Here is an 11991-nt window from a genome sequence, read left to right as displayed (position 1 = left end):
TTCTTGCGTTGAGGAACCATTTGATGCGCCCTTTTTTATTGCTCTTTCTGCTGTTTCCGGTGCTGGAGCTGTTCGTATTCGTCAAGGTCAGCGGGGCTATCGGGTTTTTCCCGGCGCTGTTGCTGATCATTCTCGGCTCGATGCTCGGCGTGTTCGTGCTGCGGATCGCCGGCCTGGCCACGGCACTGCGTGCCCGTGAAAGCCTGAACCGTGGCGAGTTGCCGGCCCAGACCATGCTCGAAGGCCTGATGATGGCCTTGGCCGGTGGCCTGCTGATCGTGCCGGGTTTTGTCAGCGATGTGCTCGGTTTGATCCTGCTGTTGCCATTCACCCGTCGGTTGCTGGCGGGCAAGCTGCGCCAGCGTGCCGAAGAAGCGGCGATCCGCCAGCGTGCCTTTGCCGACGACCTGCAACCCCGTGGCGGCCCGGCACCTCGCCAGCCGCTGGGGCGTGAAGGTGATGTGATCGAAGGCGAGTTCGAGCACCGCGACTCCAAGTAATACCCACCCTGGCATGGCCCCTGCTGGTGCCTTGCCGGAGTAAAAATTTTCACCGCTGGCCCTTGTAATAAGCATATACGCCCTTATGTAACGGTCACCGCAAGGTTTCTGGTGGCGACACCAGACAGACTTCCGCGTTTCGCTTGGCGAACCGCGACCGGCACCGCCGGACTACCACCAGCCGGTACTGATACCGGCCGATGAAACTTACAATTAGGAGAGATCGACAATGAGCAAGCTTCGTCCTCTGCACGACCGCGTCGTTATCCGTCGCAGCGAAGAAGAAAAGAAAACCGCTGGCGGTATCGTTCTGCCAGGTTCGGCTGCTGAAAAAGCCAACCACGGTGTGATCCTCGCAGTTGGCCCAGGCAAGACGCTGGAAAACGGTCAAGTACGTGAGCTGGCTGTGAAAGTGGGTGACAAGGTTGTATTCGGCCCTTACTCCGGCAGCAACACTGTGAAAATCGACGGCGAAGACCTGCTGGTGATGGCTGAGAACGAGATTCTCGCTGTACTGGAAGGTTGATTTTCCCGCTCATTTTCCCGTTACTACAAAGTATTTAAGGAATATCGATCATGGCTGCTAAAGAAGTTAAATTCGGCGATTCCGCCCGTAAGAAAATGCTCACCGGTGTCAACATCCTGGCTGACGCAGTAAAAGCGACCCTGGGCCCGAAAGGCCGTAACGTGATCATCGAGAAGAGCTTCGGCGCTCCGACCATCACCAAGGACGGCGTTTCGGTCGCCAAAGAAATCGAACTGGAAGACCGTTTCGAAAACATGGGCGCGCAGCTGGTCAAAGACGTTGCCTCCCGTGCCAACGATGACGCAGGCGACGGCACCACCACCGCCACCGTTCTGGCTCAGGCAATCGTCAACGAAGGCTACAAAGCCGTCGCTGCCGGCATGAACCCGATGGACCTCAAGCGCGGCATCGACAAGGCGACCATCGCCATCGTTGCTGAGCTGAAAAGCCTGTCCAAACCATGCGCTGACACCAAGGCTATCGCTCAGGTAGGCACCATCTCCGCCAACTCCGACAGCTCCATCGGCGACATCATTGCCGAAGCCATGGAAAAAGTCGGTAAAGAAGGCGTGATCACCGTTGAAGAAGGCACTGGCCTGGAAAACGAACTGTCGGTTGTAGAAGGCATGCAGTTCGACCGTGGCTACCTGTCCCCGTACTTCGTCAACAAGCCAGAGACCATGGTTGCCGAGCTGGACAGCCCGCTGATCCTGCTGGTCGACAAAAAGATCTCGAACATCCGCGAAATGCTGCCAGTACTGGAAGCCGTTGCCAAAGCCGGCCGTCCACTGCTGATCGTTTCCGAAGACGTTGAAGGCGAAGCCCTGGCGACTCTGGTTGTGAACAACATGCGCGGTATCGTTAAAGTCGCAGCCGTCAAGGCTCCAGGCTTCGGCGATCGTCGCAAGGCCATGCTGCAGGACATCGCCGTCCTGACTGGCGGTACCGTTATCTCCGAAGAGATCGGCCTGAGCCTGGAAAGTGCCACCCTGGAAAACCTGGGTAGCGCCAAGCGCGTGACCATCTCCAAGGAAAACACCATCATCGTTGACGGTGCTGGCGTGGAGCAGGACATCCAGGCGCGCATCACCCAGATCCGTGCCCAGGTTGCTGAAACCTCCTCGGACTACGACCGTGAAAAACTGCAAGAGCGCCTGGCCAAGCTGTCCGGCGGTGTTGCAGTGATCAAGGTTGGCGCTGGTTCCGAAGTTGAAATGAAAGAGAAGAAAGCCCGCGTTGAAGACGCCCTGCACGCAACCCGCGCAGCCGTCGAAGAAGGCGTGGTACCTGGCGGTGGCGTTGCGCTGATCCGTGCCCTGGAAGCCTTGGTCGGTCTGACCGGCGACAACGCTGACCAGGACGTGGGTATTGCTGTACTGCGTCGTGCTGTTGAAGCACCGCTGCGCCAGATTGCTGCCAACTCCGGCGACGAGCCGAGCGTTGTGGTCAACGAAGTCAAGAACGGCAAAGGTAACTACGGTTACAACGCTGCGACTGGCGTCTACGGCGACATGATCGAAATGGGCATCCTGGACCCTACCAAGGTGACTCGTTCCGCGCTGCAAGCGGCATCCTCCATCGGCGGTCTGATCCTGACCACCGAAGCTGCGATCGCTGATGCACCGAAGAAAGAAGGCTCGGCTGGCGGCGGTATGCCAGACATGGGCGGCATGGGTGGCATGGGCGGCATGATGTAAGCCAGCCTTACCCCTGATGCATAAAAGCCCCGCCTGAGTGATCAGGCGGGGCTTTTTTATGGGCGCTTTTCGAGTCAGCGCGCACTCATTTGAGGGGCGGCGTCTTTCGCGCCTTTCCAGGCTAACAGGTGTTGCTTGAAGTCATGACTGGCTGCCTGGTAGTAAGTGATCGCACGTTGGATCAACGGGTCATTGCTGTCTACCCGGGACTCCTGGCTCGCGCCCAGGGCCTGGTCATGGCGCCGCAGGCCTTGGCGGGGGCTGAGGATTGCCAGGTTGGTGCCGTCAAACAAGCCCAGGTGCTGATAGTTGCCGATCACTACGCGAGGAGGCAGCGGGTTGTCTTGCAGCAGGTTGCGTCCGAAAAACGTCGATTCATAGCTCAGGTTCAACAGACCCAGGAGTGTCGGGGCGAGGTCGATCTGGCTGGCCAGTTGCGCGCTTTCCCGGGCCTCGATCAATTTCGGCGCATAGATAAACAGTGGAATCTGGTAGTTGGCGACGGGCAAGTCTTCCTTGCCCGCGCTGCCGGCGGTGTGGTCGGCGACAAACACAAAGATCGTATTGTCGAACCACGGTTTTTGGCGCGCAGCCTGTAGGAATTGGCCGATGGCGTAGTCAGTGTATTTCACCGCACCGTCGCGACCGTTGCCGGACTTGATGTCGATCCTGCCGTCCGGGTAGGTGTAGGGGCGATGGTTGGAGGTGGTCATCAACTGCAGCAGGAACGGTTGCTGCTTGGCATAACCGGCATCCGCCAGCTTCAAGGTTTGCTTGAAGAGGTCTTCATCGGCCATGCCCCAGGCGTTTTTAAAGCTGATTTCGGATTCGGCGACACTGCTCTGATCAACCACCCGGTAACCGTTGCCGCTGAAAAACGCATTCATATTGTCGAAGTAGCCGCGGCCGCCATACACAAACACGCTGTCATAACCGATTGCACTGAGCTGCTGGCCCAGGCTGGCGAAGCCGCTTTCGCGACCAATCCGTTTGACGATGGAGCGCCCCGGAGTGGGCGGGATGGCCAGGGTAATGGCTTCCAGGCCTCGGTCGGTGCGGGTGCCGGTGGCGTAGAAGTTGCTGAAATACAGGCTGTGTTTGCGCAACTCATCAAGGTTGGGGGTCAGGTTGCGGTCGTCGCCATTGCTGCCCATGTATTTGGCGCTGAAGCTTTCGATGGTCACCAGCACGATATTGGGTTTGCGCAACGTGCCGGGGTTGTCGATGGCGCGGCGGATATCCAGTGGATCGGTGCCAATGAACCGGGCATTGGGTTCACTGAGTTCTGCCCGTAGCTGGCGGGCCACGATATCGCTCGGCAGGCTTTTGTAGAACTGGCTGTAGTCCAGTTCATTGTTGCGGAACGCGGCGAAGAATTGGTATGGGCCATTGCTGGCCAGTTCGTTGTTATAGGCGTTGCCACCCTGGGTACGCGGGCTGTCCTGGCTGACCAACTGCAGGCTCAGGCCGGCAACCACCAACAATCCCACGGCATTGAGTAAGCGCCCACGCATGGCCGGCAGCGGCGAGTCGAGTGCTGCGTTGAACAGCTTGCGCAAGGCCAGGCTCAGGACAATCGCCAGTATTGCCAACAGGCCCAACAGTTTGCCGATTGGGTAGGACTCCAGCAGGTTGTTCAACACCTCATCGGAATACACCAGATAGTCGACGGCGATAAAGTTGAAGCGCACGCCGAACTCATCCCAGAACAACCATTCGGCCACCGAGGTGAACAGCATGGCGAACAGGCTGACGGTCAGTACGCCTTGCAGGAACCAGCGGTGGCCGCGCCGCCGCCACAAAGCCGGTGGGCACAGCAGCAGGTACAGGCCCAGGGGCAGCGCGGCATAGGCCAGGAACCCCAGGTCGTAGAGCAGGCCCACGCCGAACACCGGCAGCAGGTTGCCGCCGACTTCATCCAGGTGGGTAATGAGCAGTACGCTGCGGGTCAACAGAAAAATAACCAGCCAAGCGCCGGTCACCAACAGCAAATAGCGCATTGGCGCAGTTTTGATAAAACCCATATCCAAGTTCCTTATATCAATGGGGGGCGATTTTCACTCTGGTACTGTAGTCAAGCTGTGAACCGATAGTGAAAAACTCGTTGCACCGGTCAATCAGTTGAAAAGACTAATAGGTCAGCCCCTCAGGCCTAGCGGTAAGCCCGGCTTGGCCTTAAGCTGCGCGAGCCAACACGGCCGTAACCGCGTACGGAGACACTGCCCATGCGAATTTTATTGGTTGAAGACAACCGCGATATTCTGGCCAACCTGGCGGATTACCTGGGGCTCAAGGGCTACACCGTGGACTGTGCGCAGGACGGTTTGTCAGGCCTGCACCTGGCCGCCACCGAGCATTACGACCTGATCGTGCTCGATATCATGCTGCCCGGCATTGATGGCTACACCCTGTGCAAACGCCTGCGTGAAGACGCGCGCCGCGATACGCCGGTGATCATGCTCACCGCCCGCGATCAATTGGACGACCGCCTGCAAGGCTTCAAGTCGGGTGCCGACGACTACCTGCTCAAGCCGTTTGCCCTGTCGGAGTTGGCCGCACGCATCGAAGCGGTGCTGCGCCGGGCCCAGGGTGGCGGGCGGCGGGAGCTGCAAGTCGGCGATTTGTCCTACGACCTCGACACCCTGGAAGTGACCCGCGAAGGGCGCCTGCTCAAGCTCAACCCGGTCGGCCTGAAATTGCTCGCGGTGCTGATGCAGAAAAGCCCTCACGTCCTGCGCCGCGAAGTGCTGGAAGAAGCCCTGTGGGGCGATGACTGCCCGGACAGCGACAGCCTGCGCAGCCACGTCCACCAACTGCGCCAGGTGATCGACAAGCCATTTGCCAAGCCATTGCTGCAAACCGTGCATGGCGTGGGTTATCGCTTGGCCGAGGGTCGTGATGGAGTTTAAGCAAAGCCTTGCCCAGCGGATCATCATCGCCTTTGCGCTGATGAGCGCGCTGGTAGCGGGGGCCTTTGCCATGGGCATCGTTGCCACGGTGCACCTGGTGGAAGAAAAACTGATTTCGGCGGGCCTGGGCGGCGACCTGCAACGCCTGCTGTTGATGGACAGTGTCGAAGACTGGCGTCACCGCCCCGAGCCGGACCAGTTGTTCTACTTCAGCGGCGGGCGTGGGGATTTCCAGCTGCCCAAGGACTTGCGGCACCTGGACGCCGGCTTTCACGAAGTGTTCCGTGATGCGCTTTCCTACCATGCGATGGTCGAAATCGTCGACGGCCGTCGGTATGTCCTATTGCAAGACCAAAGCGATTTCGAAGAGCGCGAGCGCGTGCTGTTTGCGGTGGTGTTGGTGGGGTTTGTCCTCAGCCTGGCGCTGGCGGTATTCCTCGGCTGGGTCCTTGCCCGCAAGGTGATGGCACCGGTAGTACGCCTGGCGCGCCAAGTGCGGCATCGTGACCAGTTGTTGGGCCTGGCCCCACCGTTGGCCCCGGACTACGCGGCCGACGAAGTAGGCGAGTTGGCGGTGGCCTTCGATGCGACCCTTGGCCGTTTGCGCCAGGCCCTGACCCGCGAGCGCCTGTTCACCAGCGATGTCAGCCATGAACTGCGCACCCCCTTGATGGTGCTGGCCAGTTCCTGCGAGCTGCTGCTGGAAAACCCGGCCATTGATTCACGGGGGCGCAAACAGGTCGAGCGCATCGCCCGGGCCTGCGAGGAAATGCGCGAACTGGTACAGACCTTCCTGATGCTCGCTCGTGCCCAGCACGATGACACCACGATGTCGCCCCAGGTCAGCCTGGCCGAGGTCGCGGAGGGCTTGCTGGGGATCTGGCGCGAACCCATCGAGCGCAAGGGCATCGAGTTGTTCTACCAGCCGGGCAACCCACTCGATACCCGCTACAACGCCACCTTCCTGCATGCGGTCATGGGCAACCTGCTGCGTAATGCCCTGCACTACACCGAGCAGGGGTTTATCCGCCTGACCCTGGAACCCACCGGCTTTGTGGTGGAAGACAGCGGCGTGGGGATTCCCGAAGACAAGCGCGAGGCCATGTTTGAGCCGTTTGTGCGCGGCAACGAAAAGCGCGGTGATGGCCTGGGCCTGGGTTTGTCGCTGGTCCAGCGCATCTGCGAAAGCCAGGGCTGGGTGGTCAGCCTCAGCACCATGGAGCCTAGCGGCTGCCGTTTCCATGTTGAATTGAGCCACGTCAAATCCTGATCCCTTCCTGCCCCTATCCTGGGGCAGACTCCTTCCTGTTCGACGAAGATGGCTTCCTGCCATGCTTTTTCCCTGTAAAACCTTGTAATTCTTTAGGGTTAGACGGGACGTTTTTTTCACAAAGGGTTGACCTGCGGATGACGTGCGACTGCTTAAGGTTGTAGGCATCAGTCCAGGAGACTCGTTGATGGCTACTCCGATCAAGCTTGAATTTTCCGCAAAGTACGACGACCGGCACGCTCAGCAATATTTGCACAAGCACCAGGACACTTTGGCGCGCCGGCTGTCCCACAAACGCGACGAACAATTGGCCCGTGGTGCGCTGGCGATGGCCGGCGAGCCCGGCCTGGTATTGGACTTGCCGTGCGGCGCCGGGCGTTTCTGGCCGCTGCTGGCCGAAAAGCCCAACCGGATCATTATTGGGGCGGACAATTCCGAGTCCATGTTGAACATCGCCATGGGGGCGCAACCGGCGGATGTGGTCAAGCAGGTACGACCCTTGCAGACATCTGCGTTTGATATCGATTTGCCAGATAACGCCGTGGACAGCATTTTTTGCATGCGCCTGTTGCATCACATCGGCGAGCCGGCGCATCGCATGGCGATATTGAAGGAATTTCAACGAGTTACCCGCGACAGTGTGATTGTTTCGTTGTGGGTGGATGGCAATTTCAAGGCCTGGAAACGCAAGCGCCTGGAAGTGCAGCGCCGCAACAAAAGTGAGCAGGACAGTTACCGAAATCGATTTGTGTTACCGGCTGCTACTGTTGAGGCTGAGTTTGAGCAAGCTGGTTTCCGCGTCCAGGAGTGTTTGGACTTCATACCGCTGTATGCCATGTGGCGAGTGTACGTATTGCGCAAGAGGTAGCAGGATGGTGGTTGAGTACGTAGCAGGCAGTCACGTAGCTCCTGAGGAGCGGTTCGATTATTTCTGGCGGCAGCAGGGCGAGTGGGTCGAGGAACCCAATCGACGTCGGGGTGGCGAAAGCGGCGTACAGCGGGTGATCGGTACCAATGGGCGCTTGCTCTACAGCAAGCGCCAGACAGGCCATACCTACCGCAGCTGGCTGCATCCCTTTGGGCGGCCTACGGTGCTACGCGAGCGTGATGCGCTCAGGGGCCTGCGCTTGCTCGATGTGGGTGTTCCGGAGCTGGTGTTCTGTGGTGCCCGTCGTGATCCGGACCACCAGTGGAAGGCCTTGCTGGTGACCGCTTCATTGGACGGATTCGTGGAAATCGACAACTGGTACGCCGCCGGCGGTCGCGAGCAATGCGGGGAGCTGGTGCATGAGCGCCTGCTGGCTGAATTGGCGCAGACCCTGGCGCGCATGCACAAGGGGCGCTGGCAGCATGGCTGCCTGTACAGCAAGCATATTTTTGTGCGGGTCAGCGGGGCGGGTGAGGGCGCGACGGTCGAAGTGGCGCTGCTGGATCTCGAGAAGTGCCGCCAACGCTTGACCGCCCGCCGGGCCGCCGCCCATGACATGCAGCAATTGCGTCGCCATTCGTCGTGGAATACCGCCGACTGGCAAAAACTCAGCTACTTTTACCAAGCGGCGTTTGGCAGCGCTATCAAGGGTTTAACCTAATGAAGCTAGAAATAGCACGAGGTTTGTTTCTGTTGGGGGCCTTGGGCATCGCATCCCTGGCCCTGGCTGCCTGGGAGCAGCCCCGTACAGAAGTCCTCAGCGCGGTACACAGTGGCGGGCAATGCCCGCTGCCACGGATCGCCAAGACCGCTGGGGTCACGCAGCCTGATCATCAGCTTTTGCTGTTTATGTTTGGGATGTCCCAAGGCATGAGGCCTGCGAGTTGAAGAGATTGACGCCCCGATAAAAGGCCTCGCATAGCGAGGCCTTTTTTTGTGGACCACGGCAGAGCCCGAGCGCGCAGCTACATCCCTTGTAGGAGCCGGCTTGCCGGCGATGACGCCAGTAAGAACACCTCGGGGATGTCAGGTATCCAACGTGATCGTTAACGACCATCGCCGGCAAGCCGGCTCCTACAGTGGGATGCGCACGCGTCAACGATCAGGTCAGTGCCGCTACCGCGGTACTCAATCAGCCAAGGGATCACGCTTGGCCAGCAACGTATACACACACGGCAATACAAACAAAGTAAACAAGGTGCCCACCGACATCCCCGTGGCAATCACCATTCCGATATCAAACCGACTGACCGCCCCGGCCCCCGTGGCAAAGATCAACGGCACCATGCCAAACACCATCGCCGCCGTGGTCATCAACACCGGGCGCAGGCGAATCGCCGCGGCTTCTTCTACCGCTTCTCGGGGTGTCAGGCCCTTGTCCTTGCGCAACTGGTTGGCAAACTCGACGATCAGGATCCCATGCTTGCTGATCAGACCGATCAACGTCACCAACCCCACCTGGGTGTAGATGTTCATGCTCGACCAGCCGAGGAACAACGGGATCAACGCGCCGCAGATCGACAGTGGCACTGTCACCAGTATCACCAGCGGGTCACGGAAGCTCTCGAACTGTGCCGCCAGCACCAGGAAGATGATCGCCAGCGCCAGGCCAAAGGTGATCCACAACGCGCTGCCTTCCTGGATGAACTGGCGCGAGGCGCCGCTGTAGTCGAAGGCATAGCCGGCCGGGGTTTCTTCGATGGCAATCTGGCGCACGGTGTCGATAGCCTCGCCCATGCTGACAATCGGGAAGCCCGAGATCAGCGCCGAGTTGAGTTGCTGGAACTGGTTCAGTTGGCGCGGGCGGGCACGGTCGCTGACGCTGATCAAGGTCGACAGCGGCAGCAGTTCGCCCTGGGTGTTTTTCACGTAGTAATTGTTCAGCCACTCGGGGTTGTCCCGGTAGGCCCGTTCCACCTGGGCGATCACCTTGTAGCTGCGCCCATCAATGGTGAACCGGTTGATCTCTGCCTCCGCCAGCAAGGTCGCCAGGGTGCTGCCCAAGTCCTGCATCGACACCCCCATCTGCGCCGCCTTGGCGCGGTCGATGTCCACCACCACCTCGGGCTTGTCGAACGCCAGGTCGATATCCACGAAGGCGAACTTGCCCGACTCCATGGCGCGCTTTTTCACACGGGCGGCCACTTGCAGCAATGACTCGTAGTCATTGGGTGTGTTGATCACAAAACCGAAGGGCAGGCCTTCGCCGGTGCCCGGCAGCGAAGGCAAATTGAAGCCGAACACCTGCAAGCCGGGGATCTGCTCCAGGCGTTTCTGCACCTCAGGCAGGATCTGCATTTGCGTGCGGTCGCGCTCGTTCCACGGCTTGAGCAGGAAGCCGCCGATACCCGATTGCACCCCGTTGAACCCATTGATCTGGAACGAGGAGTAGTACTCCGGGAAGTCCTTGAAGATTGCGATGAACTCGTCGGTGTAGGTGTTCAGGTAGTCCAGGTTGGTCGGCTGCGGCGCGCTGGCCATCATGAAGATGATGCCCTGGTCTTCGTCGGGGGCCAGTTGCGACTGAGTGAACTTGAGGAACACCGGGATCAGGCACAGCACGATCAAGGCAAACACAATCACCACCGGCCGGGTGTTCAAGGTGCCATGCAGCATTGTCTGGTAGCGGCGCTTGAGGCCCTCGAAGATGCGGTCCAGGCGGTGGCTCAGGCCGCTGGGGTTTTCGTCGTGGCGCAACAGCAGGGCGCACATCATCGGCGACAGGGTCAGGGCGACGATGCCGGAAATCACCACCGCACCGGCCAGGGTCAGGGCGAATTCCTTGAACAACGCCCCGGTCAGCCCCTCCAGGAAGCCGATGGGCGCGTACACCGCCGCCAGGGTGATAGTCATCGACACCACCGGCACGGCAATCTCCCGCGCGCCTTCCAACGCGGCGTCCAGCGGCGTCTTGCCGTCTTCTATGTGGCGGTGGATGTTTTCCACCACCACAATCGCATCATCCACCACCAGGCCAATAGCCAGCACCATCGCCAGCAGCGTCAGCAGGTTGATGGAGTAGCCCATCAATTGCATGAAAAACAGCACGCCAATCATCGACAGCGGGATGGTCACCACCGGGATCACCACCGAGCGCAGCGCCCCGAGAAACAGGAACACCACGACGATCACGATCAACACCGCTTCAAACAAGGTCTTGACCACCTCGTTGATGGAGGCCTGGATAAACAGCGTGGCGTCGTAGGCGATTTCTGCCTTGAGGTTGGGCGGCAACTGGGATTCCAGCTCCGGCATCAGTTTGCGCACTTCCTTGATCACATCCAGCGGGTTGGCGCTGGGCGTGGCCTTGATGCCGATGTACACCGAGGGCGTGCCGCCAAAGGAGCTGATGGCGTTGTAGTTTTCCGCGCCCATTTCCACCCGCGCCACGTCGCCGAGCAGCACCCGACTGTCGCCATCGGTCTTGACGGTGATGGCGGCGAAGGCTTCGGCGGTCTTCAGGTCGGTATTGGCGTTGATGCTGGTGACCACATACTCACCCTTCACTTCGCCGGCGGCGGAGAGGAAGTTGTAGTTGCGCACGGCATTGGTGACGTCGCTGGCGCTCAGGCCAAAGCCGGCGAGCTTGACCGGGTCCAGCCACAGGCGCATGGCAAATACCTGGTTGCCGAGGATCTCGGCTTCGGCCATGCCGGGCAGGGTCGCCAGCTTGGGCTGAATCACCCGCGACAGGTAATCGGTGATCTGCGGGTTGCTCAGTTGCTGGCTGGAGAAGCTGATGTACATCAGCGCCGAGGCATCCGCGGCCTCCTTGCTCAACACCGGGTCTTCGGCGTCCTGGGGCAGCTTGTTCTTGACCTCGTTGGCCTTGGCCAGCAGTTCGGTAAACAGCCGGTCGCTGTTGGCGCCGATCCGCGCATAGATGGAAATCACCGAGAAGTTCTGGCGACTGACCGAGGTCATGTAGTCGATGCCTTCGGCGCTCGCCAGGCTTTGCTGCAGCGGTTGGGTGATGTAGCCCTGGATCGTCTCGGCATTGGCCCCGGGGTAAGCGGTAGTCACCGTGATCAGGGCATTTTCCATGGACGGGTATTGGCGCAGCGGCAGTTTGCTGTAGGCCTGGAAACCCAGGAGCACGATCAGCAGGCTGACCACCATGGCCAGTACCGGGCGGCGGATAAACGTGTCGGTAAACGCCAT

Annotated in this window: 10 protein-coding genes; 8 read left to right on the top strand and 2 right to left on the bottom strand. The window is 59.8% G+C overall.

Features of this window, described 5'->3' with window-relative positions; translation table 11 throughout:
• The first annotated feature begins 23 nt into the window (after positions 1-23).
• The 3 genes from ACSSVH_RS20280 (at position 24) to groL (ending at position 2723) form a co-directional block, all read left to right on the top strand.
• On the top strand, positions 24-500 hold the full coding sequence (locus tag ACSSVH_RS20280; protein ID WP_057439377.1) for an FxsA family protein: 477 nt from the start codon (positions 24-26) through the stop codon (positions 498-500).
• A gap of 229 nt (positions 501-729) precedes the next feature.
• Positions 730-1026, top strand: a complete 297-nt coding sequence (locus ACSSVH_RS20275; protein ID WP_170041865.1) for a co-chaperone GroES — start codon at positions 730-732, stop codon at positions 1024-1026.
• A 50-nt stretch (positions 1027-1076) separates the two neighbouring features.
• Entirely contained in the window at positions 1077-2723 is a 1647-nt protein-coding gene (groL, locus tag ACSSVH_RS20270) for a chaperonin GroEL (protein WP_169954612.1), read from the top strand.
• Positions 2724-2797: 74 nt separating this feature from the next.
• Here the strand turns inward: groL and ACSSVH_RS20265 are convergent, their stop codons facing one another.
• Positions 2798-4747 (bottom strand): LTA synthase family protein, encoded by a 1950-nt coding sequence (locus ACSSVH_RS20265; protein WP_170041866.1) that lies wholly within the window; start codon positions 4745-4747, stop codon positions 2798-2800.
• 201 nt (positions 4748-4948) lie between these two features.
• Between ACSSVH_RS20265 and colR the strand changes: the two genes are divergently transcribed.
• The 5 genes from colR (at position 4949) to ACSSVH_RS20240 (ending at position 8718) form a co-directional block, all read left to right on the top strand.
• The gene (gene colR, locus ACSSVH_RS20260) at positions 4949-5632 is read left to right on the top strand and encodes a two-component system response regulator ColR (protein WP_029295378.1); all 684 of its coding nucleotides are present in this window, start codon (positions 4949-4951) and stop codon (positions 5630-5632) included.
• Entirely contained in the window at positions 5622-6902 is a 1281-nt protein-coding gene (locus ACSSVH_RS20255; RefSeq protein WP_169954614.1) for a sensor histidine kinase, read from the top strand. The genes colR and ACSSVH_RS20255 overlap by 11 nt, the downstream gene beginning before the upstream one ends.
• 187 nt (positions 6903-7089) lie before the next feature.
• On the top strand, positions 7090-7770 hold the full coding sequence (locus ACSSVH_RS20250) for a class I SAM-dependent methyltransferase (RefSeq protein WP_169954615.1): 681 nt from the start codon (positions 7090-7092) through the stop codon (positions 7768-7770).
• Positions 7771-7774: 4 nt separating this feature from the next.
• A complete protein-coding gene (locus ACSSVH_RS20245) occupies positions 7775-8491 on the top strand; it encodes a lipopolysaccharide kinase InaA family protein (RefSeq protein WP_169954616.1) in 717 nt (238 codons plus the stop codon).
• A complete protein-coding gene (locus ACSSVH_RS20240; RefSeq protein ID WP_262376938.1) occupies positions 8491-8718 on the top strand; it encodes a hypothetical protein in 228 nt (75 codons plus the stop codon). Before ACSSVH_RS20245 ends, ACSSVH_RS20240 begins: the two co-directional genes overlap by 1 nt.
• Before the next feature lie 240 nt (positions 8719-8958).
• Here ACSSVH_RS20240 and ACSSVH_RS20235 read toward each other — a convergent pair whose 3' ends face one another.
• On the bottom strand, positions 8959-11991 hold the full coding sequence (locus ACSSVH_RS20235) for a multidrug efflux RND transporter permease subunit (protein ID WP_492633645.1): 3033 nt from the start codon (positions 11989-11991) through the stop codon (positions 8959-8961).

This window comes from Pseudomonas sp. HC1(2025) (assembly GCF_058742075.1).
Note: the sequence above shows the minus strand (reverse complement) of the source record. Positions and strands in the feature narration are given on the sequence as shown.